We start from the raw sequence: 23,433 nt of genomic DNA, 5'->3' as shown, positions 1-23,433 counted from the left end.
AATCATTCAGTCAAAATAAAAAGCCGATCACATTTGATCGGCTTTTTCGTAACTGGTTTGTGAAAAATTAACAATTTATTTACATTTCATTATTGTATAATTTTGAACGACTTTACGACTGATCAGGTCATGGATTGAGATGACTGCATATAACAAATTAAAAATTGCCATTTTCACCATTATGTCTTCGCCTTCTGTTTATGCGATTACATTAGATCCTATTCAAATTCAATCTGCGCCTGGGGAATTACTGTATGCAGAAATGAATTTTCAGCAAGCCGATCCAAATACGCCCTTGCAAGTCAGTTTAGCCACGCAAGAAGATCTCAATGGTTTAGGAGTCACTCATCAACCTCCTGGTAACTTGAATTTTTATACGCGACAAAATGGCCAAGGTTCTGGCGTTATTGTAATTACCTCATCTCGCCCTATTATTGATCCTGAACTGAATATTGTCGTAAAAGTCAGTGAAGGTAATGCAACTCGTCTTCAACATATTAAAACCGTTTTAAAGCCATCGCCTATAAAAAAGGTCGCTGCTAACGAAAGTCTACTTTCACCGCAATTTATCGTAAATGAAAAAGACATCGCGTTAAACTTACCTGAAAGTACTCGATACACACCTGCTGAGACAGCAACAACCGTAGCCGAAACTCCAGCTAATGAACGTAATCTAAACATTAGTACTGGATCTGCTCCGGCTTTGAATAGCTCTACTCCTGCGACGCCTTTTACCGAAAAACCTTCGACTCAAGCGCCACAGCAAACTATCGCAGCAATGAGTACTGAGCAGCCATCTGCACCTCTTAAAACAAGCAATGACAATCAAACAACTACAGTCAAAAAAGCAGCCCAAGCTAAGCCTGCTCAACAAAAAAATGTATTAAGTAAAAATACACCGAAAAAGCAAAAAATCAGCACCTATAAAGGCCCAGCACCTACCGGTAAATATGTTGTACAACGGAATGAGTCTTTATGGACTATTGCCAATCGTATTGCAGCACAGACCAAACAACCTGTGTCTAAAGTCATGCGAGATATCCAAGCTCAAAACCGACATGCATTTATTCAAGGTGATGTAAACCGCTTACGTCAGGGAATTTCACTAAACTTAACAGCAGCAAATACAGCTAAAGCTTCACATCCAAAACCTAAATCGAGTGAAGCCAACTTAGCAAAACCATCTTCTGGCAGAGCTAAATATCGTTTACAACAAGCTGAAATGAGCATTGTGGCAGAGAACAGCCCAAATTCTACTCATGGAAGTGCAAAAAAGAGCACACAACAAGGTCAAAACAATACTGAGTTAGCAGTAAAAGTTATGACAACTCGAGAAAAAACCGTTACATTACAAAGGAATGTAACCAAACTAAATCAAACTTTAAGTTTAAAAGACCAACGTATTCAACTTCTGAATGCGCGTTTGGCAGAGTTACAACAGCAGTTACAGGCACAGCAACGAACTCACAAGCAAAAACATTAAGTTAAAACCAGAGTTAGCTCGCTTTATATTGCAAAATTTTATTTTTTAAGGGGAAAGTAATGTTATATGTGATTCCGTTTATCATATTACTCGTGGTCGCCGTTGTTTTAAAAAAGCGTGAGAATGGCCAAAAACAAGAGACCACCTCCTCAAAAAGTATAAGTAAAAAAGCGGGTAAAAAAGCGAGTACAAAAACGAGTAAAAGCTCTCGCGAAAAAAGTAAAGTTAGTGTAGTTGAAGAAGTCGCTCCTGCTCTTCCACAAAGTAGTCCGGTACCAGAAGCTGTTCGTCAAAATATTCAACAACTCATTCAAGAAAAACAGTTTTCTGCGGCCGAAGCTCAAGTCAATCAGGCACTAAAGAAAGACAATACCCAACACGAATTGTATTTATTACTTCTTGAAGTTCATATTGCTCAAAAAGATGAATTTGCGATTCAACAACTTATTAGCCATATTCGCAGCTTGGCATTAAATGAAATCGCAATTAAAGCAGAAGCAAGACAAAAAGAATATGAGTCTTCAAGACAACCTGATGCTATTGATTTTCCTCAGGCTCAAACGTATGAAGAGCCAAAAAATACACCTGATACAACAGCTCAGTTTGACCAGTTAACAACAAGTTCTTCTGAAGCTTCTTTTGATGACTTGCAGAAAGACTATACACCGGTAAAACAAGAACCTGCTGTTGAAGTTGAGCCGTTAGAATTTAACTTTTCATTCGAAAAAACTGCGGCTACAGAAAATACCAGCCAACCTGTACATGAACCAGAAGTATCAACTTCTCCGCAAGAACCAGAAGTATCGCCATCTCAGGAAACAAATGAGCTAGCTGATTTAGAGTTTTCTTTTGACTTGGCCCCTCAGCATGAAACTGAGGAAAAAACTCAAGCAGTAGAGGTAAAAGCAGATCAAGAGAGTAGCGTTAGTGCATTAGATTTCAACCTTGACTTAAATCCTTCAAGTTCAGAGACGAAATCTGTTGAACAAACTCCTTCATTAGATGAACTTACACTCGTAGAACAAGCGCCATTAGAAGCGACTTCGATCGCACCACTTGAGTTTTCGTTAGATGAGCCTACGTTAGTTACAGCACCAGAGCTTGAAACTCAAAACCCTATAGATGTAGTCAATGAAGCAGTTACGCAAGCTCAAATAGAAGATCCACTTCTAGAAGCTTTTCCAGAATTAAAACAAGTAAATGAAAGTGAGCTCGATTTGAAATTGGCTGAGCAATACATTAAGTTTGGAGCGAACCAAGCAGCGCGCAATTTACTACAGGCTGATGAGCAAAAATTCAACACAGAACAACAACAACATGCGAAAAACCTACTTAATCGCATAGCTTCTTAGAACTGTTCGATTTACCATAAGCAGTCAGAGATGACTGCTTTTTTATGCCTGCAAAAATATGAAAAAAATAGCCTTATTTTATATGGGTGGTACTTTTGGTTGCATTGGTGAACCTTTAGCGCCTATGCCTTATGACCAATTCTTGCCTCAACTTGAAAAAGTGATTCCCCCACACTTAACGGTTGACTGCTTCGCTGCACCCAATATTGTCGATAGCAGTGCATGTACGGCACCTGATTGGTTACGCCTCATTCAACGCATACAACAACTACAACTTGAAGGCTATCAACATTTCGTTGTTATTCACGGTACAGATACACTTAGTTATGCGGCTGCAACCCTAGCCCGCTTTTTAGGCCAAAGCTGTCATATTGTGATTACTGGTAGCCAATACCCGCTACTTAATATTCAAGGTGATAATACTCGTGAATTTACTGATGCAATTGAGAACTTATATCTTGCATTAGAACAGGTGATTGCCCTACCTGTAGGTGCATATCTTGCATTCCATCATCAAGTATTCCATGCACAAACTGCTTTAAAAACGCATACAACTGAACTCGATGCATTTTCAGGTTTAAGTAGTGAAGCTGAGTTTACGCCTCAGCAAAATGAATTGATCGTACAAAATGCTCAAATTGAAAAAGCAGCTTCATTCCAAATTTTAAACTGGATGATGCAACCGATTGCAACACAGCACTTGGTACAGCAATTACGTCACTTACTTCCTGCTCCACCACACTTTTTGGTGTTACAAGGCTTTGGTACAGGCAATATCGCAGTAAACCCTGAACTATTGGCAACCTTAGATGAACTGTATGCTCATGGTTGTGTTCCAATCTTGGCGACACAGGTGACCTTTGGCGGCATTGATCAACGTTATGCAATTAGTGCTTGGGCCAAAACTGCAAAAATTGTCATTAATGATGCGCATAGTCATGCAGATCTTTATGCAAAAGCACTTCAAATCTATTTAAAATACCCAACCCCAGAACAATGGCTCAGCCATTGGAATGAAAATTTGCATTAAATAGAGGTAAAGCTATGCAACGTTATGCGGTCGGTATTGAGTTTAGCGGAGTTCAATATCGAGGATGGCAAACACAACAGCCAGGCGTTGCCAGCGTTCAGGAAACCATTGAGCGTGTACTCAGCAAAATCGCAGATGAACCTATTGCACTTCACGGTGCGGGCCGAACAGATGCGGGAGTACATGCAACGAATATGGTGGCACACTTCGATACGAACGCCATTCGTCCAGAAATGGGATGGTTGAGAGGAGCAAATAGCCAGTTACCTAAAGATATTTCCATTCAGTGGATTAAACTGATGGATGAAAACTTTCATGCACGCTTTAAGGCGACGGCTCGACGTTACCGCTATGTTATTTATAACGCTCCTTGTCGCCCAGCCCTCTTACATAAACAGGTCACGCACATTTACCAACAGCTAGATGTGCAAAAGATGATTAAAGCTGCCAGCAAATTTGAAGGAACACATAACTTTGAAACCTTCCGCGCAGCAGCATGCCAGTCCAATAAGCCTGTACGACATGTAACGCATTGCCGTCTATTTGAACATGGCCGCTACTTGGTCTTAGATATTCAAGCAGATGGTTTTTTACACCATATGGTGCGTAATATTGTTGGATGCTTACTCGAAATTGGTCAAGGTATGTATGAAATAGACCATATCGATGCGATGTTTGCGGCACAAGATCGTAAAGCTGCAGGTGTCACTGCTCCACCTGATGGTCTCTACTTTATTCAATGTTATTACCCTGAGCAATTTGACTTGCCACAGCCACCACTTGGGCCACATTGGTTAAACCTACCTGAGTAGGCTTAACCCATTTTTATTAACGGTGTTGTTTACGCTTACGGTACTCAACTGGTGTTTCATTGGTCCATCGTTTAAACGCACGATAGAACGTACTTGGTTCAGAGAAACCCGTTAAATACACAATACGTTCCACGCTCTCACTGGTATTTGCCAAAAGTTTTTTAGCCAAACGACAGCGATAGTCAGAAAGTATTTGCTGGAAACTAGTATTTGCTTCGCTTAACTGTGTCCGTAAACGGCGCGGTGTAATATTTAATTGAGCTGCTACAGTTTCTAGCGTGGTTTCTCCACTTTCAAGTGTCGAACCAATCGCACGACGAACTTCACCCACTAAATCATAACGAGCAAGTTCTTGTAACTTTTCAATTGCGAGCTGCTCATGCAATTGCAATAGTTCAGGCTCTGCTTGCCAAAGCTGGAAGTCTAAAATGGCAGGGTCAAAATATAGTCTTGTTTCTTTTTGCCCTAAACTTACCGGACAGCCATAAACTCGGAAATATTCGTCCTCCGAAGCACCTTCACTAAAGTTAAAATCGATGAAGATAGGATGAAACTGCCCTTCAGTAATAAATTTGAAGAATCGAAGCACACCAGAAATCGCACATTCTGAAAAATGACGATTTACAAGATTGTCGGCTCCCACTTGCTCACCATTAGTCAAATAGCAGCGTCCATCTTCAACCACTAGTTTCGCATCGAATGCATCACTAATTAGACGTTGGTAAGCCAAAGCTCGCTTAAGCCCTTCACCAAAGGTCTCACTACTAATGAATAAATGTTCAATCACCTGACCACGGTATAAAGGCAAATGTTCACCTAAATGCAAACCGATGTCTGGATCATTACTGACTTCCTGAGCTGCAGTCCAAAAGGCATACTGTGCACTTAACGGAGTACGTGCATTAGTATCGACCTGATTTAAAGCGACTCCCGCTTTAGTTAATATTTCTTCTGTTGGCAATCCTGCACGACGAATTGCTTGATAGCCAAAACGTAATACAACTGATGCATCTGTTAGCTGACCCACGCAGTGCCCTTCCATGTAGATACTTCATTGATACTTAGGAGCTGTTGACTCTTTTTTCATGAACAGTCCCTAATAACTATGATTTTAGATTAGCGTTGATTGACCAAACTGACAACAGAATTAGAGTTGTTTTGTGAAAAAAATTACATCTTTTTTTACTAGTCATAGTTTAACCAGATGCTTTAACAAGAAGATGTCTATCTTGTTTTTTTTAAATAAATTGACTATAATTTGCGCCTTTCCAATTTGATCATCAGGTAGGCTATGGCCAATAAAGAGGAACTCATTGAGTTCGAAGGCGTTGTCACCGAAACGCTTCCTAATACGATGTTCCGTGTACGTCTTGAAAACGGTCACGAAGTTATTGCACACATTTCTGGTAAAATGCGTAAACACTATATCCGTATTCTTACTGGCGACAGTGTGAAAGTCGAAATGACTCCATATGACTTAACTAAAGGTCGTATTACGTACCGTGCTCGCTAATTAGTGAATGCAAAAAAGCCACATCATGAAGTGGCTTTTTTATTGCGTTATTTATTCACTTAATCGACTGGTTTTACATCCAACTGTTTGGCATTCACGCAATCTTTCTTGCAGCCAATGGTTTCTTTCTTGCGTTGTCTGTAAACGACATTGCACGTCTACACTATTTCTATTTGAATCTGTACATTCAGCATCACGTTGACGTATCCAAGCAAGTTGAGACTTCTTAAGCGTATTTTTTTGCGCCGTATTCAATTTTGCTCTTAATGCCTGATAGTTTTTATTCAGATCCGCATCAGCACTCGCATAGATTTTATTTGTACAGTAAATATCATCATAAGTATTACGAGTAGTGTCACAATTATCGGCATATACCGCTGTTACTCCAAAGCTGCATAAAAATGCTAAAAGTATTTTTTTCATCATGTTTTCCTTAAGTTTTTTGAAAAATAATTATAAAGCCTTTTGGATATGAGTATGAATCCCTAGATAAACTCATTCTCCATTTATCATAAACTTCCTTTTTTTCTTTACAAGCTAGGCAATCCAACCTACCGTTATCTAATAATAAATATAATGTGATAGAGAGAAAAATGAATATACAGACCTTATGTCGAATAAGCTTACTCTCAGTAATACTTATTCATTTTAACGGTTGTGCAAATGTCCCACGCCAATCTGTCGACTTACAGGAATATTTAAAAGGCTTTCTGGGCAAATCATCGACCGTCATTCAGCAAGAAATAAACTTGCGTGGTCTTGGTTTTCAAATTGCTCATGTTCCACAAAAAACACCAAATCAACTCATATACACAATTTTACGGCCATTAAGTATTCCCATTCCTATGGTGAGTAATGTAGAGATGGGTGGTAATCCAGTCCCTATTCAATCGGGGTCTTTAGGAAGCAATTCTTACGATGTTAATTTTAGTTGCAAAGTTATTTTTCAGCTTAAAAATGACATTGCTGAATCAATCCAATATCAGGGCAAAGCCTGTTAAAACCTTTCGACAATAAAAAACGCAGCTTCAAGCTGCGTTTTTTACCAAAGTAGCGATTAAGCAAGAGCAGCAACAACTGCTGCACCCATCTCGGCTGTACCTACTTTAGTCATGCCTTCAGACATAATATCGGCTGTACGGAAACCTTGATCAAGTACTTGTCCTACTGCATCTTCAATTGCTTTAGCAGCAGCTTCTTCACGGAAGGTATAACGAAGCATCATTGCAACAGAAAGAATGGTTGCTAATGGGTTTGCCACATTTTGACCTGCAATATCAGGCGCCGAACCATGACAAGGTTCATACATGCCTTTACCGCTTTCATCCAAAGAAGCTGATGGCAACATACCAATTGAGCCTGTAAGCATTGCTGCTTCATCAGACAAGATATCGCCAAACAAGTTGCCTGTAACGATTACGTCAAACTGTTTAGGTGCACGTACAAGTTGCATTGCAGCATTGTCCACATACATATGTGAAAGCTGAATATTTGGATAGTTCGCTTGCTGTAAGTCAGTAACCGTTTGCTTCCAAAGCTCTGTCACTTCTAAAACGTTTGCTTTATCTACAGAACACACTTTACCGCCACGTAATCCTGCAAGTTCAAAAGCCACTTTTGCAATGCGTTTAATTTCACTTTCAGAATAAACGTCAGTGTTATAGCCTTGTTTTTCACCATTTTCGAGTTCACGAATACCACGTGGTTGACCAAAGTAGATACCACCAGTTAATTCACGAACAATTAAAATATCTAAACCAGCAACAATCTCAGGCTTTAAGCTAGAAGCATCGGCTAATTGTGGGTATAAAATCGCTGGGCGCAAGTTAGCAAACAAGTTAAGTTCACTACGAATTTTTAAAAGACCACGTTCAGGGCGAATAGAGCGTTCAATGGTATCCCATTTTGGTCCACCAACGGCACCTAATAAAATGGCATCAGCTTTCTTTGCTTGCTCGCTTGTTACAGCTGGGTACGGTTCACCATGAGCATCAATCGCTGCACCACCCAATAGGCCATGTTCCCAAGTCAACGACAAATTAAATTTTTCATTTACTTTATTTAATACTTTTTCTGCTGCCCCAACAATTTCAGGACCAATTCCATCACCAGCCAAAATTAAAATCTGTTTAGACATGAAGTTTTCCATTTTCAAAGACAAGACAGCGTTATGACTGTCGTGGTGTTAGTTTTTTCTGTTCGAGAAATTCACCGAGTCCTGTGGTTACATCAAATGGTCGACAAAAACGGCGAATTACACGCCCATCCTGCTCTAAGTCAACACATAATGGATCTGGTACAGAAACATTCAGCAAACTACCCGAACGGTTAGATTTGTCTCGGTACATTTTAAACATATAGCGGTGATTAGCTTTGAATTGGTGAATAACATGGATCGTTTCTGCCCGATCTGGAGAAATCGGATAGTAACGAATCACCACTTCATATTGTTTCGCAGGCACAGATAGATACAAGCTATTGCTTTGACTCAACACCGAACCATTTAATCTTACAATTCCTTGATGAATTGCCTGATTACTAATTCTGCGTGTCTGTGCATCAACAACAGTAATATCATTTAGCCGTTCAAATTCGCAACTTTTTGCGCCCGAACAATATATTGCTGCATTTTGCCCCAAATTTTCTTGTTCAGCCTGCTTAATACGAACAGTATCCACTACATTATGAGTGCTCTGACAAGCACTCAGTGTTATTGCGCACAGGCCCAACAAAAAGCTATGAGTAACGTTCCTCTTCATTGTTCAAGCCCAATCCTCATCTAGTGCATAATTTTAAGCTGTTGTTATGCTTTAGCATGTTAGCAAGAGTTTGAACACGACGCCATGACTATGTTTAAAATGTACCAAAAGGTTAATTTATCTCTTGGAATACCCAAGGACGAACCTGTTTAGTTTTTTCTTCATAAGCGCGAATTGCGTCCGCATTTTGAAGCGTTAAACCAATATCGTCCAAGCCATTTAACAAGCAATGCTTACGAAATGGATCTACCTCGAATTTAAACGCTTCGCCAGTTGGTGTACGAACTTCTTGCGCAGCTAAATCAATAGTTAATTGATATCCTTCATTTACAGCACATTCTTTAAATAACTGGTCAACAATGTTCTCAGGCAAAATGACTGGTAACATGCCATTTTTAAAACAGTTATTAAAGAAGATATCAGCAAAGCTTGGTGCAATAACGGTACGGAAACCATATTCATTTAATGCCCAAGGTGCATGCTCACGACTTGAACCACAACCAAAGTTAGTACGAGCAATTAAAACTGTTGCGCCTTGATAACGTGGCTGATTCAAAACAAAGTCCGGATTTTTTGGACGTACCGAGTTATCTTGGCCTGGGTAACCTTCATCTAAATAACGAAGTTCATCAAATAAGTTGTCGCCAAACCCAGTACGTTTAATCGATTTTAAAAACTGTTTTGGAATAATTAAATCTGTATCGACATTGGCACGATCTAATGGTGCAACGATACCTTGTTCAACTGTATAAGCTTTCATGGTTTGCTCCAGACCGAATTAAAATGAACGAACGTCAACAAAATGACCTGCGATTGCAGCAGCAGCTGCCATTGCCGGACTGACCAAGTGAGTACGACCACCATTACCTTGACGACCTTCAAAGTTACGGTTTGATGTCGATGCACAGTGTTCGCCTGGTTGTAATTTGTCTGCGTTCATTGCTAAACACATTGAACAACCCGGTTCACGCCATTCAAAGCCAGCTTCCAAGAAAATTTTATCCAAACCTTCTTTTTCTGCTTGCTGCTTAACTAAACCAGAACCCGGAACAATCATCGCTTGTTTAATGCTAGATGCCACTTTACGGCCTTTAACTACTTCAGCAGCAGCACGGATATCTTCAATACGTGAGTTAGTACAAGAACCAATAAACACACGATCAAGTTGAATATCACCCAATGCTTGACCTGCATTTAAACCCATATATTGATAAGCACGCGTCCAGTCACTGCGTTGTACGTCATCTTTGGCTTGTTCTAAGGTTGGTACAGCTTTCGACACTGGAATCACCATCTCAGGTGAAGTACCCCAAGATACTTGTGGTTCAATCTCTGCGCCATTTAATTCAACAACTGCATCAAAAACAGCATCATCGTCTGAATGTAAAGTATTCCAGTAAGCAACCGCTTGTTCCCACTGCTCACCTTTTGGTGCGTAGCTACGGCCTTTTACGTATTCGATAGTCTTATCATCAACTGCAACCATACCCACACGAGCACCCGCTTCAATCGCCATGTTACATACCGTCATACGTCCTTCAATCGACATATCACGGAAAACTTGGCCACCGAACTCAATTGCGTAACCCGTACCACCTGCGGTACCGATTTTACCGATAATCGCCAACACGACATCTTTTGGTGTTACGCCCTTACCTAAAACGCCATCAACACGAACCAACATATTTTTTGATTTTTTCTGAATCAAACATTGCGTCGCTAAAACGTGTTCAACTTCAGATGTCCCAATACCATGCGCCAAACAACCAAAAGCACCATGAGTTGCTGTATGCGAGTCACCGCATACCACCGTCATGCCCGGCAAAGTTAAGCCTTGTTCAGGACCAACAACATGCACAATACCTTGGCGAATGTCATTAATACCAAATTCAACAATATTAAAAGCCTTACAGTTATCATCTAAAGTTTGAACTTGAATACGAGACGTATCATCTTCAATACCTGCAATGCCCTGATCTCGCTCTTTTTTAGAGGTTGGAACGTTATGGTCTGGTGTAGCCACGTTTGCACTTAAACGCCATGGTTGACGACCAGCAAGTTGCAAACCTTCAAATGCTTGTGGACTCGTTACTTCATGCAATAAATGACGGTCGATATAAAGTAAGCACGAACCATCATCACGCTCTGTAACTACGTGGTCATCCCACAATTTGTCATATAAAGTTTTGCCTGCCATGTCGTCTTGCTCCATTGGACTGGGTAATTCTAATCTTTCTTCGATTATAGCCAGAGTTTCACATAAATCTAATTTATCATTTTTATAAATTAGAAAACTTTTAGGAATCATTCCCGTATTTATTAATATCACACAAAATATATAAATCGGATTTATTAATGATTATCATTTGCATAATCCATTTTTAATCTTATACTCTCATCTCTATACTAAAAATATCAAATATAGGTAGAGAGAATGATGATGGCTAATATTCAAAAATTCGTTGTAAAAAACCAACGTACATTAAAGAAAACCTTAAGTTACTACATTATGCATATTACGGTAGCAATGCTAGTTGCATACTTTGTAACAGGTAACATTTGGATGGCTTTAACCTTAAGTATGTTAGAACCAACCGTACAAGCATTTGCATTTTTCTTTCATGAAAAAGTATGGGCAGCAAAAGACCGTCGTATTTCAGCCTTAAACGAAAAAGAGACAACTGCTTAGGTTAAGATTAATACGCCAAATCACAAGTTTATAGAACGTTTAGCTGCAAGCATGATACGATTTTGGCTTGGCGACTTTAGCCTCTCTCGATTTTTCTATCCCAAGTAGAGTTGTATTATGAATCTTGCAGCCTTTGAAGCTTTTGTAAAAGTTATGGAAACAGGGTCTATCTCTGTGGCTGCAGATCAACTCTTTATTACCCAGCCTGCTGTCACCAAACGTATTCATAGTCTCGAAGAATATTTCGGCGTAAAGCTATTTGAGTCGGCAGGACGTGGGGTTCAAGCCACTCATGCTGCACATTCATTATTGCCAAAAGTCAAAAACTGGTTAAATGAACTTAAAGATATTCACCACACACTGAGTCATGAACAAACGCAAATACAAGGCCGTTTAAAAATCGGGACGAGCCATCACATCGGGCTGCATCACTTGCCTGCCCCACTTAAGCATTTTGTTCAGCAGTTTCAACAAGTTACGCTTGACGTGCATTTTGTTGATTCAGAACAAGCGCATGAACAGGTCCTTGCTGGTGATTTAGAGCTTGCATTTTTAACGCTTCCTCCTTCAGGAGATGAGCGTCTTAACTACATTACCATCTGGAATGATCCTTTAGTTTTTGTAGCTGCTCCATTTCATCCATTGGCTCAAAAAAAGAATTTGACCTTACAAGACTTAATCGAATACCCAAGCTTATTGCCTGCCGCACAGACTTATACAGCTCAAATCACTTTGGCTGAGTTCGAAAAACAAGGGCTTAAACCAAAAATCACCATGAGTAATAACCCTCTTGAGTCTATTCGCATGTTGGTGTCGATTGGTTTAGGTTGGTCAGTTTTACCAAAAACCTTGCTGAATCAAGATATGCAACAGCTTGATTTAGATGTCGAGATGAATCGCCAATTAGGTATGGTATGGCACCCTGCACGTACACAATCTAGAGCTATGCAAGAGTTGATTAAAATGATGCAAGAATAACGCTATTAATGACTATATTTTTTAAGAAGAATATAAATCAGAACAGCGAAAGGTAGTAGTAAAAATAATACGCCCCAACCAAAGAAGATAGCGGCAAAGATAATACCGAGTAAAGTACCTGAAAATAATAAAAAAATAATGTAAATGAAGAGTTCACCAATGAGTGTGATGAAACCGTCAATCAGTTGTCCACCAAATTCTTCAAGAAGATTACCTTTACGAGTCTTCTTTTCTTCGGTCTCATTCTGATTATCCATCATATCCTCCACAAATCATCACGACCGCTTTAAATCGCCCTTACTCTCAATGCAGCAAAAGCGATTTAAATATAAGGCTCATTTCAAGTTGATAAAAAACTCTCATTTGATGCACATAATTTAATTTATCAAAGCTGCAATAGGCTTCGAATTTGTTGCACCATTTGGTTTTCATCAAGCATATGATGTGGAATGGTCATCGTTAATAGTTGATCTGATCGAAAATGACGGTCAACTTCAAGCATAACGTGAGTTTGATTAGGTTCTGCAACGAAAGAGACTTCAACCTCATTAAACCCACTAAACATACGTGAAGGGACAAATTCAAGTTCTTGGTAACAACCAATTGTTGATCTAAAATTTCGTGCAGTAAGTTGACCTTTTTCTACATCAACTGTTGATAAAATAAAGCTACATCGCTGCATGGCCTGTAAAAACATTTGCATAGCGGGAATTGGCAGTACTTTTAAATAATCACGATCAGTTGCATCTAATCCCCAATCAACATCCATATGAGTTTGAATCCAAACACGTGTACCATTTCTTCGACAAGCGACTTCGGTAATCGGTGTCTCAAATGGTAATTGAATACTGAAAGGGAAAGAATAAGCTTGATGTGCAGGCAATAAAAAACGAGAATTTACTAACCACTCTTGTAAGACCAAAGGTTGATTAAACTCATGGTCACCAGATTCAACTTCTGCCATTGTCATCAACTTCAAATAAAGACCATTAATCTCTTTATCAGATGATCCCCCTTTGAAGCTAATTTCCCCATGCAGTGTCTCACCTGCTTGCAAGTTTGGATTGTGTAAAACGGTTTCTACCGTTACGCCTTGAAGACCCAAACCAGACATAATTTTATTAAACATTTTTTCTCTAACCTTTCGAATTATTTCATGTCATCTGTAACAGCATACTTATTCTTAAAGCGCATCATCTCCAGCGAGTGGAATTTTACCCTCTGCAACTTCATTCATAAATTGTTGATAATCGTTTAAATTGCGCTCTGCATATTCTTCTGCATACGTTTGTAATACGTCTACAATCGTATCGCCCTCTCCAAGATATCCCATAAGTACATCTGCATTTCCAGATTTTGCATGGGCATGCGCTAAAGCCAAGCCACAATCTTCAGCATACTTATAGAAATACTGCTCATCCATATCATTAAGATTAAAAGAGATTTTCATATCACGTAACTGACGGACATGAAAATGTTGATTCGATATTGAAGAAAATCCAAGAAATATATCACTTGCGGCCTGCATCAGTTGCTGGCCATGTATCACACGTTCCCCTTCGTGATTTACTTTTTCTACAAATAACGGACTAAGAATTGATGGATTCGCTTCTTTCATTTGTAAAATTAACGGTTCCCGATCTGCATCTTGAAATAATGCTATGGCTGATCGTGTACCAACACTTCCAATACCCACCACTTTAAAAGCCACATCTGTACATTGATAACGATCAAAAAGGACTTGGCGATCATATTTCAAAGAGTCACGGTATTGTTGAAAGAATACATCAACATCTTTACTAAATGCTTCATCTGCACTTGGATGCCATAATAACGGCGCATCATCTACAAAATGACGTAAACCTGTAACTTGGTCTTGCTGTGTAAGCTTTGGCAAAACAGAATACACCGTTTTTTTCTGCGCTGAATTAATATCCTTTTCGCTTTTCTTTCTGAGTTTCCGGCATTCAGTATTTTCTAATAAGGTAATGGCATCAATTTTTTCATACCAAACTTGTAGTGGTGAAAGTTTCGCACTTTCTAATAAGTGCTGACGATAACTACTCAGCATTATTTTAATTGCTCTTAAACCTACTTTATCTGCAAGATTAATATCACGTGCCGCAATCACAAAACTGGTTGCTAAACGTTTTACATCCCATTCAAACGGGGCAACTAAAGTTTCATCAAAATCATTAATTCCAAATAACAGGTTACGTTCTGGACTTGCAAAACCACCAAAATTACTTAAATGACAATCACCACAAATTTGTTGAAATAAACCTGTATTTACCTGCTCCCATGCTTGGTCAAATAGCATCAAAGAAGGCATGCCACGATAAAATGTAAATGGTGAAACACTCATCCGTTTTGCACGAATCGGTTTGAGTTTCTCTAACCGTCCTTGATTACTCCAATCATAGATCGTTAAAGCAGTTGTACCTTGTGGTCGTTCAGAAAGCTTTGATAACTGTTCACGCGGTACTTTTTTACGTTGAGCTTTACCTAATTTAAAGCCTTCACTTTTACTCAGTAATTTTCCCTGATAGCGATGGCGTGTTAAATCAACACTTTGATCATTCCAAAGTTGTTTTGGTAATTTAATCTGTGGTGTTTTTGACATTATTACCTCATTTTTAAAATTTATTTTTATTGAACTTATCAATATTTATTTTTGGATTAGAATTTTCAAGAAATATAAAAAATAATTTAAATATAATGAATTAAGAGCTGAAAGAGCTTATCTAATACATAGCTCTTCCAACTCTATAATCTTAAATCGACCAGTCCTGAATTTCCCAGTTGTGCTCTTGAGCTAACTTTTCAAGACGATCATCAGGATTTACCGCAATCGCATGCGTTGCATATTCAAGTAAAAAACGGTCATTGATTGAATCTGAATACGCCCAAGACTCAGAGACGCTACGTCCAGCTAACCAGTCATCAAGACGTGCAAGTTTACCTTTTTGATAACATGCCAAGCCCGCAACTTTACCCGTATATTTTCCATCAGCCACTTCGGCATTGGTCGCTAAAATTTCAGTAATACCAAATTCACGGAAAATTGGCGCGGTAATAAAATCACTTGTTGCCGTAATACCCACAATGGTATGACCTAAGTCTTGATGTTTCTTAATCGCATCGAAACCTTTAGGGCGCATTTGTGGACGAATCACTTTTTGCATGAACAATTGGTGAAGCTCTGTTAAGTAGTTATTGTCATGCTTTGTTAAGAAACCGAAAACGAATTCATTATAAGCATATGGGTCAAGTTGGCCAGCTTTGTAATCTTCATAAAATTTATCATTCATCTGACGATGATGAACCGGATCAACCAAACCTTCGTTGACTAAAAATTCACCCCACGAGTGGTCTGAATCGGTATTTAACAAGGTATGGTCTAAATCAAACAACGCCAGTTTCATGAAAATTCTCGTTTAAACTGAAATTTAAGAAAAAAAATGTAAATCTATCTCCGCTAGTCGATAGAAATTCGTTAAGATCGTAGCAATTTAAACATTTTACTTTGATCTTTTCGAGCTGGACATAAAAAAGTGTTTGTCCCCGCGATTAAAGTCAACGATATAGATAAATATTTAGGTAGCCAAATGATCGACTCAGAAGGTTTCCGACCCAATGTCGGGATCATTTTGGCAAACGATGATGGACAGGTTTTATGGGCAAAGCGCATTGGTCACAATGCTTGGCAATTTCCACAAGGAGGCATCCAGTTTGGAGAAACCCCTGAACAGGCACTTTTTCGAGAACTGAGAGAAGAAATCGGCTTATTGCCCGAACATGTCCAGATTATTGCGCAAACCAAGGGATGGCTGCGTTATCGTTTGCCACATCGGTACATTCGGTCAGACTCTGACCCCGTATGTATCGGACAGAAACAAAAATGGTTTTTACTGAAGTTAACTGCGCCTGCAAAAAATATTCAGTTAAACCTCTCAGACCCACCCGAATTCGATGAATGGCAGTGGGTTAGCTATTGGTATCCTCTTGGTCAAGTGGTGAACTTCAAGCGTGATGTTTACCGGAAAGCCATGGTGGAGTTGTGTACACAGTTGCCGTTGCAACAATTACCCTAAAAATCATTTATCTAGCAAATGATTTTTATTAAAAGTGCTGTTATAAATACATTCATAGTCTAAAAAATACTGGAGTATACATCCATGTCAAACATGCAACTCGACACTCTAAGACGCATTGTCCAAGAGATTAATGCGTCCGTGAGTTTGCATGAATCGTTAGACATTATGGTCAATCAGGTTGCTGAGGCCATGAAAGTGGATGTTTGCTCTATTTATTTACTCGATGAACGCAACCAGCGTTATGTCTTGATGGCCTCAAAAGGCTTAAATCCAGAATCAGTTGGTCATGTCTCATTGCAGTTAGGTGAAGGCTTGGTCGGTCTGGTTGGGCAACGTGAAGAAATTGTCAACCTTGACAATGCACCAAAGCACGAGCGCTTCTTGTATTTACCTGAAACGGGCGAAGAAATTTATAACTCATTCCTCGGCGTACCTGTCATGTACCGTCGTAAGGTTATGGGCGTTTTAGTTGTCCAAAATAGACTTCCTCAAGACTTTAGCGAAGCAGCCGAATCCTTTTTAGTTACGCTCTGTGCTCAGCTTTCTGGGGTAATTGCGCATGCTCACGCGGTTGGCAATATCGATGTATTTCGTAAGCCAAGTAATGGGCCTGCCTATAAAACCTTCCAAGGTGCTTCAGGTGCAGGTGGTGTTGCGTTAGGTCGCGCTATTATTTTATATCCACCTGCCGATTTGGGTGCAGTACCTGACCGTGAAGCAGAAGATATTAGCCATGAACTTCGTCTTCTAGATCAAGCGATCTCATCAGTTCGTTCAGAGATTCGTTCTTTAGACGAAAAAATGCATGATTCACTCATGGCAGAAGAACGCGCTTTATTTAGTGTTTTCTTAAGAATGCTAGATGAAAATGCATTACCTGCAGAAATTAAAGATCTGATTCGTGATGGTCATTGGGCGCAAGGTGCTGTACGCCGTGTGATTGAAAAGCACACTGCCCTATTTGCGCAAATGGAAGATGACTATCTTCGCGAACGCGTTTCCGACCTTAAAGATTTAGGACGTCGTATTTTAGCTTCTTTGCAAGAAGAAGATTCAAGCCACCGTGAACTCAGCCCAGACAGTATTTTAATTGGTGAAGAAATTAGTACTGCTGCGCTCGTGGAGTTACCAGTAGATAATATTGCAGCCATTGTAACCTCAGAAGGTGCAGCCAATTCACATATGGTGATCGTGGCACGTGCATTGGGAATTCCAACAGTGGTTGGTGTAACTGAGTTACCTGTTAACACGCTTGATGATGCAGAAATGATTGTGGATGCGTATCAGGGCCGTGTTTTTGTAAACCCTCCACGTCGTTTACGTCAACGCTATAAAGAAATTCAAAAAGAAGATGAGCAAATCGCAAAAGATCTCAAACAATATGAGACCAAAGAAGCGATTACTCCAGATGGAGTATCAGTTCAACTTTTTGTAAATACAGGTCTCATGATTGATGTTGTTCGCGGCGTACAACGCGGCGCGCAAGGTGTGGGCCTATATCGAAGTGAAATTCCATTCATGTTGCGGGAACGTTTCCCAGGTGAAGAAGAACAACGTGCTATCTATCGTCAACAGTTGAGCCACTTTGCCAATAAACCAGTGGTGATGCGAACTCTCGATATTGGTGCCGATAAAGACTTACCATACTTCAGTATTGAAGAAGAAAACTCGGCGTTAGGATGGCGTGGTATTCGTTTTACGCTCGATCATCCAGAGATTTTCTCGGCACAAATCCGTGCAATGCTCAAAGCCAGTATTGGTTTAAATAACTTGCATATTCTGTTGCCAATGGTGACAACAGTCAGTGAAGTCGAAGAAGTGCTTTATTTACTTGAGCGTGACTGGATAGCTGTGCAAGAAGAAGAGCAAGTTAAAATCACTAAACCAAAAATCGGGATTATGGTAGAGGTACCAAGTGTACTGCTACAAATTGATGAGTTTGCAGAGCTTGTCGATTTCTTCTCGGTTGGTTCAAATGATTTAACGCAATACTTACTTGCAGTGGACCGTAATAACCCGCATGTTGCCAGTGTATATTCACACTTCCATCCATCCATTTTACGTGCCTTGACCCGACTGGTGAAGGAATGTCACAAATACCAAAAACCGGTAAGTATTTGTGGTGAGATGGCAGGTGACCCATTATCCGCAATCTTACTGATGGCAATGGGCTTTAATACCCTTTCTATGAGTTCAAGCAACATCTTACGTGTGCGTAAAGCAATTTGTCATGTACCAATGACAGATGCCCAAAAGTTACTTGATGATGTCATGAAAATGAATAACCCGCTTATTGTAAAAAGCTGGCTTGAGTACTACTTTAAAACGCATGGTTTAGCCGATATGGTTAAATCTAACCGTCTTGTCACCGTATAAATACTTTAAAAGGAGAGTTTTAACTCTCCTTTTTTATTGAACTATTTTTTAGATTTTCTCTTTTATTTTCAGATTCACATTTACCGTACTCAACAATTTTACTTCACCGTTAAAATCGGTTTTATCTATTAATATGGACAATTTAATCCATTTGAAAAATAAACAATCAGATTCTAGTATATTTAAAGAACGAAATTGAAAGATATTGCGATGTTTCAATGATTAAGGAGCTCATGCCGTGCATCATTATTTGCAAAAGTCGAACCATTTTCCCTCTTGTTTTTTAGCCTTCATGCAGTAAATTGGAGGAATAATAAACAAAGGAAACTCATGTATTGTTGAGTAAAAATGATGAGCTGACATAACAGTGAAAAATTTTAAAACGGTTTATCTCACCACTTGTTCTCTCATTCCTTTATTCGATATGCATCATTTTTTTAACCCAGAAGTCCAGGAAAATGAGCCTTCGGTTCCATTAAGAGCTCAAATAAATATTACCCAGAGAGAATATAATCATGTCAAACGAATCAAAATGTCCTTTTTCAGGTCATAACTCAAAACCGCAAGTCACAGTCGGTGGTGGCACGACTAATTTGCACTGGTGGCCAAATCAATTACGCGTTGACTTGCTCAATCAACACTCGGAACGCTCTAACCCACTTGGTAAAGATTTTAATTACCGCGAAGAATTTAAAAAAATTGACTACTACGCACTCAAAGCCGATATCAAAAATGTATTAACCGATTCTCAAGATTGGTGGCCAGCCGATTGGGGAAGTTACACAGGTTTATTTATTCGTTTAGCATGGCATGCTGCCGGTACTTATCGTATGGGTGATGGCCGTGGTGGTGCGGGTCGTGGTCAACAACGTTTTGCCCCTTTAAATAGCTGGCCTGACAATGCAAGTTTAGATAAAGCTCGTCGTTTATTATGGCCAGTTAAACAAAAATACGGTCAAAAAATATCATGGGCAGATTTATTTATTCTTGCCGGAAATATTGCACTTGAGTCTTCTGGCTTCCGTACCTTTGGTTTTGGTGCTGGTCGTGAAGATGTGTGGGAACCAGACAACGATGTAAACTGGGGCGATGAAAAAGAATGGTTAGCTCATCGTAACTCTGAAGCTTTGGCAGGCAGTAATCTTGCTGCAACCGAAATGGGCCTAATTTATGTAAACCCTGAAGGTCCAGAAGCCAGTGGTGACCCAAGATCAGCTGCACCGTTTATTCGTGCGACTTTTGGCAACATGGCAATGGATGATGAAGAAATTGTTGCCTTGATTGCAGGTGGTCATACTTTAGGTAAAACCCATGGGGCAGCCTCTGCTGATCATGTTCATGCTGATCCAGAAGGAGCACCAATTGAGCAAATGGGCTTTGGCTGGTCAAATAGCTTTGGTACAGGTGTTGGTAAAGATGCAATTACTTCAGGTTTAGAAGTGATTTGGTCACAAACTCCAACACAATGGAGCAATCACTTCTTTGAAAACCTATTCAAATACGAGTGGGTACAAGAGCGTTCACCTGCTGGTGCAATTCAATGGGTCGCAGCAGATGCTGAGGCAATCATTCCTGATCCTTTCGACCCATCAGTTAAACGTAAGCCAACAATGCTGACTACAGATTTGACCTTACGTTTTGATCCTGAGTTTGAAAAGATCTCTCGTCGCTTCCATGACGACCCTCAAGCGTTTGCAAATGCTTTTGCTCGTGCATGGTTCAAATTAACTCACCGCGATATGGGTCCCAAAGCGCGTTATTTAGGTCCTGAAGTCCCTGCTGAAGATTTAATTTGGCAAGACCCATTACCTGCTGCCAGCGCTATTCCATCTGCTGCAAGCATTGCTGATGCAAAAGCAAAAATCGCTGCATTAGGATTATCTGCTGGAGAGTTAGTTTCTCTTGGTTGGGCATCAGCATCAACATTCCGTGGTGGAGACAAACGCGGTGGTGCAAACGGTGCACGTATTGCTTTAGCTCCTCAACGTGGTTGGGAAGTCAATAAAAAAGCTGTTGAGACTTTAACTAAAATTGAAGAACTCAAACCATCAACTCAATTGTCATTGGCTGACTTAATTGTGCTTGCAGGTAACGTTGGTGTAGAGCAAGCTGCTCAAGCGGCAGGTTTTAACGTTAGCGTTCCATTTGCTTCTGGTCGCGTTGATGCATTACAAAGTCAAACTGATATCGAAACTTTCCAATTACTACTCGGCGCTGCTGATGGCTTTAGAAACTGGAAGAAAGAAGGTATTAACACACCAGCTGAAATCTTATTGATTGATAAAGCCCAACAACTGACTTTGACTGCACCAGAGTTAACTGCATTAATTGGTGGTTTACGTGTACTGGGCACCAATTGGGATGGATCACAACATGGTGTATTCACTCAGCAAGTTGGTGTACTCAGCACAGATTTCTTTACGAACTTACTCGACATGTCGAATGTATGGGCACCTGTTGATTCAACAAGTGAAGTATTTGAAGGCAAAGACCGTAAGACAGGTGCAGTCAAATTTACTGCAACACGTAATGATTTAGTCTTTGGTTCGAACTCAATCTTACGTGCATTAGCAGAAGTTTATGCTCAAGCCGACGGTAAAGAAAAATTTGTTCAAGACTTTGTTGCAGCATGGACAAAAGTTATGAACCTTGACCGTTTTGACTTAGCTTAATTTTAGTCAAAATAATAAAAAGCCAGTTCAAATTGAACTGGCTTTTTTAATATAAAAATAATAGCGTTTTAGACAGTCAATTTATGCCCTTCTCGAATGCAATAAAAAGGATTAGCAAGTTTTGATGATGCTTTAATCGCTTGAGCTAACGCATGTTCAGGATCTTCCCGATCTTCATCTGTTAACTGAAAAGTTCGATAGTGAATCGCAACAGACCGATGCGCTTGTAAATCTAAATGTGCATGAACTGCATCTTGAGGATTCATATGAACATAGCTCATTAGTTTACGCGGTTCATAAGCTCCGATTGGAAGTAAGGCAACACGCGGTGCGCCATAACGTGCATGTATCTGTTTGAAGTGCCCTGCATAGCCAGTGTCACCAGCAAAAAAACAATGTCCTGTTTTTGCTAAAACCGAAAAGCCACCCCAAAGTGCTTTATTTTGGTCACGTAAGCCCCGCCCCGAACCGTGTTGAGCAGGTGTATAAACAATTCTTAACTCGTGATAAGGAATTTCCTGCCACCAATCCATTTCAATCACATGGAACTCTTTAGGCAAATAAAACCCGTTGCCAAGCCCTGTATAAATCGGCATAGCGAATTTTTTATGTAGCCATTCAAGCGTTGCTAAATCCATATGATCGTAATGATTATGGCTCAATAAAACCCCATGAATGGTTGGCAACTGTTCCAATGCAAAACCCGCTGGACATACACGGCGCGGGCCACGGCCATGCAGTGGACTCGCATAATCACACCAGACTGGGTCAGTAATAAAGTTATATGGTCCAATTTGAATGAGTACAGTGGCGTGACCTACAAACCAAACTTGCCAATCATCTAAGTCTGCATGAGGACGATTCTGCGGTAAAGCAATTGGCGTATTAACACGTACCTCATACTCATTCTGAATATCGACGTTCCATGTATAAGATTCACGAGTCACTAACCAACGCAATAATTCTTTCGATCCTCGTGCAGGCGATCTAGGCTGCTGATTATAAAAACGTGTGTCTTTTTCATGGCCCAATTCAGGATGACAAAAAGGTGGTTTTATCCATGTATGCGTCCAACAGGACTGAGTCGGCAATTGATAAGTTAATGTCGGCTTGTCTTTCATGGGCTTATTCTACGGTTGTAGCATCAGGAGGATGAATCATTCTGTTTTCTATCTTAGCGATTTAAATAAATTAAGCTATGACACTTACACTTATTTATCATATAAATATCCCTTTATTTTGTCGCCGCCGACATACGTCAATCTAAAGTGCCACAAAAAAATGTTTAGATGTGTTGAGTTTGTGATTCGTTACTTACAGTTGTTATTAAAAGCTACTGTATAACATAACAATAGTATATAATAGGTAACCTATAACTGAGGGGTGAACTACTTTTATCTTAGTTAATCCATTATTTTTAAAGTTGCTTAAATTCATCAAATTTTATTGAACATAAATAAAATGAGAAAAACTGAAAAAATATAGAAATATAAGCATGATACATTTACTAAAAAAATACTCTAGACACATTTTTTGTTCGAAAAATCAGAGCCTCAACAATTGAATTAATTATTCTTTTTTCATAATATGAGAAAACTTTAAGTGATTTCCTAAAACTAATTAAAATTTATTACTAAAATTTAAAATAAATTTGATTGTGAAGGTAGATTAA

At 39.6% G+C, this 23,433-nt stretch carries 22 protein-coding genes; 11 read left to right on the top strand and 11 right to left on the bottom strand.

Going from position 1 to position 23,433, the window contains the following annotated elements:
- Positions 1–139: 139 nt before the first annotated feature.
- The 4 genes from ACIF8R_RS09310 to truA are packed head-to-tail and all read left to right on the top strand — an operon-like array spanning position 140 to position 4,677.
- The gene (locus ACIF8R_RS09310; protein ID WP_396480388.1) at positions 140–1,483 is read left to right on the top strand and encodes a FimV family protein; all 1,344 of its coding nucleotides are present in this window, start codon (positions 140–142) and stop codon (positions 1,481–1,483) included.
- Positions 1,484–1,542: 59 nt separating this feature from the next.
- Positions 1,543–2,835, top strand: a complete 1,293-nt coding sequence (locus ACIF8R_RS09305; RefSeq protein ID WP_396480387.1) for a hypothetical protein — start codon at positions 1,543–1,545, stop codon at positions 2,833–2,835.
- A 58-nt stretch (positions 2,836–2,893) separates the two neighbouring features.
- Positions 2,894–3,865, top strand: a complete 972-nt coding sequence (locus ACIF8R_RS09300) for an asparaginase (RefSeq protein ID WP_396480385.1) — start codon at positions 2,894–2,896, stop codon at positions 3,863–3,865.
- 14 nt (positions 3,866–3,879) lie between these two features.
- Positions 3,880–4,677 carry a tRNA pseudouridine(38-40) synthase TruA gene (gene truA / locus ACIF8R_RS09295; protein WP_019458030.1) on the top strand — a complete coding sequence of 266 codons (798 nt, stop codon included), beginning with the start codon at positions 3,880–3,882 and terminating at the stop codon, positions 4,675–4,677.
- A gap of 16 nt (positions 4,678–4,693) precedes the next feature.
- On the opposite strand, the gene ACIF8R_RS09290 is transcribed toward truA, so the two are convergent.
- Positions 4,694–5,704, bottom strand: coding sequence for an AraC family transcriptional regulator (locus ACIF8R_RS09290; protein ID WP_396480559.1), 1,011 nt, complete (start codon positions 5,702–5,704; stop codon positions 4,694–4,696).
- A gap of 264 nt (positions 5,705–5,968) precedes the next feature.
- On the opposite strand from ACIF8R_RS09290, the gene infA reads away from it, so the two are divergent.
- The gene (gene infA, locus ACIF8R_RS09285; protein WP_001284370.1) at positions 5,969–6,190 is read left to right on the top strand and encodes a translation initiation factor IF-1; all 222 of its coding nucleotides are present in this window, start codon (positions 5,969–5,971) and stop codon (positions 6,188–6,190) included.
- 51 nt (positions 6,191–6,241) lie between these two features.
- Here the strand turns inward: infA and ACIF8R_RS09280 are convergent, their stop codons facing one another.
- Entirely contained in the window at positions 6,242–6,616 is a 375-nt protein-coding gene (locus ACIF8R_RS09280; RefSeq protein ID WP_086495926.1) for a lysozyme inhibitor LprI family protein, read from the bottom strand.
- 167 nt (positions 6,617–6,783) lie between these two features.
- On the opposite strand from ACIF8R_RS09280, the gene ACIF8R_RS09275 reads away from it, so the two are divergent.
- On the top strand, positions 6,784–7,191 hold the full coding sequence (locus ACIF8R_RS09275; RefSeq protein ID WP_396480382.1) for a hypothetical protein: 408 nt from the start codon (positions 6,784–6,786) through the stop codon (positions 7,189–7,191).
- A gap of 56 nt (positions 7,192–7,247) precedes the next feature.
- Here ACIF8R_RS09275 and leuB read toward each other — a convergent pair whose 3' ends face one another.
- From leuB to leuC, 4 genes are all read right to left on the bottom strand, one after another.
- On the bottom strand, positions 7,248–8,327 hold the full coding sequence (gene leuB, locus ACIF8R_RS09270; protein ID WP_077164956.1) for a 3-isopropylmalate dehydrogenase: 1,080 nt from the start codon (positions 8,325–8,327) through the stop codon (positions 7,248–7,250).
- Between the two features lie 31 nt (positions 8,328–8,358).
- Positions 8,359–8,949, bottom strand: coding sequence for a hypothetical protein (locus ACIF8R_RS09265; RefSeq protein WP_396462538.1), 591 nt, complete (start codon positions 8,947–8,949; stop codon positions 8,359–8,361).
- A 112-nt stretch (positions 8,950–9,061) separates the two neighbouring features.
- Complete coding sequence (gene leuD / locus ACIF8R_RS09260) at positions 9,062–9,709, bottom strand: 3-isopropylmalate dehydratase small subunit (RefSeq protein WP_396480380.1); 648 nt, start codon at positions 9,707–9,709, stop codon at positions 9,062–9,064.
- 18 nt (positions 9,710–9,727) lie between these two features.
- On the bottom strand, positions 9,728–11,146 hold the full coding sequence (leuC, locus tag ACIF8R_RS09255; RefSeq protein ID WP_213033544.1) for a 3-isopropylmalate dehydratase large subunit: 1,419 nt from the start codon (positions 11,144–11,146) through the stop codon (positions 9,728–9,730).
- Positions 11,147–11,383: 237 nt separating this feature from the next.
- Between leuC and ACIF8R_RS09250 the strand changes: the two genes are divergently transcribed.
- Positions 11,384–11,638, top strand: coding sequence for a DUF2061 domain-containing protein (locus ACIF8R_RS09250; protein WP_200000243.1), 255 nt, complete (start codon positions 11,384–11,386; stop codon positions 11,636–11,638).
- A gap of 117 nt (positions 11,639–11,755) precedes the next feature.
- A complete protein-coding gene (locus tag ACIF8R_RS09245) occupies positions 11,756–12,616 on the top strand; it encodes a LysR family transcriptional regulator (RefSeq protein WP_396480378.1) in 861 nt (286 codons plus the stop codon).
- A 5-nt stretch (positions 12,617–12,621) separates the two neighbouring features.
- Here ACIF8R_RS09245 and ACIF8R_RS09240 read toward each other — a convergent pair whose 3' ends face one another.
- The 4 genes from ACIF8R_RS09240 to ACIF8R_RS09225 all read right to left on the bottom strand — a co-directional run bounded on the left by ACIF8R_RS09240 (position 12,622) and on the right by ACIF8R_RS09225 (position 16,041).
- Positions 12,622–12,873 carry a hypothetical protein gene (locus ACIF8R_RS09240; protein WP_396480376.1) on the bottom strand — a complete coding sequence of 84 codons (252 nt, stop codon included), beginning with the start codon at positions 12,871–12,873 and terminating at the stop codon, positions 12,622–12,624.
- Positions 12,874–13,001: 128 nt separating this feature from the next.
- Complete coding sequence (locus ACIF8R_RS09235) at positions 13,002–13,745, bottom strand: sporulation protein (RefSeq protein ID WP_396480374.1); 744 nt, start codon at positions 13,743–13,745, stop codon at positions 13,002–13,004.
- Between the two features lie 54 nt (positions 13,746–13,799).
- Positions 13,800–15,239, bottom strand: coding sequence for a DUF2252 domain-containing protein (locus ACIF8R_RS09230; protein ID WP_396480372.1), 1,440 nt, complete (start codon positions 15,237–15,239; stop codon positions 13,800–13,802).
- Positions 15,240–15,390: 151 nt separating this feature from the next.
- Positions 15,391–16,041, bottom strand: coding sequence for an HAD family phosphatase (locus tag ACIF8R_RS09225; RefSeq protein ID WP_199943537.1), 651 nt, complete (start codon positions 16,039–16,041; stop codon positions 15,391–15,393).
- Positions 16,042–16,224: 183 nt separating this feature from the next.
- On the opposite strand from ACIF8R_RS09225, the gene ACIF8R_RS09220 reads away from it, so the two are divergent.
- The 3 genes from ACIF8R_RS09220 (at position 16,225) to katG (ending at position 21,761) form a co-directional block, all read left to right on the top strand.
- The gene (locus tag ACIF8R_RS09220; protein ID WP_019458019.1) at positions 16,225–16,710 is read left to right on the top strand and encodes an RNA pyrophosphohydrolase; all 486 of its coding nucleotides are present in this window, start codon (positions 16,225–16,227) and stop codon (positions 16,708–16,710) included.
- An 84-nt stretch (positions 16,711–16,794) separates the two neighbouring features.
- Positions 16,795–19,089, top strand: a complete 2,295-nt coding sequence (gene ptsP / locus ACIF8R_RS09215) for a phosphoenolpyruvate--protein phosphotransferase (protein ID WP_263612849.1) — start codon at positions 16,795–16,797, stop codon at positions 19,087–19,089.
- A 515-nt stretch (positions 19,090–19,604) separates the two neighbouring features.
- Positions 19,605–21,761 carry a catalase/peroxidase HPI gene (gene katG / locus ACIF8R_RS09210; protein ID WP_396480370.1) on the top strand — a complete coding sequence of 719 codons (2,157 nt, stop codon included), beginning with the start codon at positions 19,605–19,607 and terminating at the stop codon, positions 21,759–21,761.
- A gap of 68 nt (positions 21,762–21,829) precedes the next feature.
- Here katG and ACIF8R_RS09205 read toward each other — a convergent pair whose 3' ends face one another.
- The gene (locus ACIF8R_RS09205) at positions 21,830–22,882 is read right to left on the bottom strand and encodes an MBL fold metallo-hydrolase (RefSeq protein WP_263612847.1); all 1,053 of its coding nucleotides are present in this window, start codon (positions 22,880–22,882) and stop codon (positions 21,830–21,832) included.
- Positions 22,883–23,433: the final 551 nt, after the last annotated feature.

The organism is Acinetobacter sp. ABJ_C4_1 (genome assembly GCF_044538495.1).
Lineage (GTDB): Bacteria > Pseudomonadota > Gammaproteobacteria > Pseudomonadales > Moraxellaceae > Acinetobacter > Acinetobacter nosocomialis_A.
The sequence above is the reverse complement of the archived record's forward strand: the minus strand, read 5'-3'. Positions and strand labels throughout refer to the sequence as shown.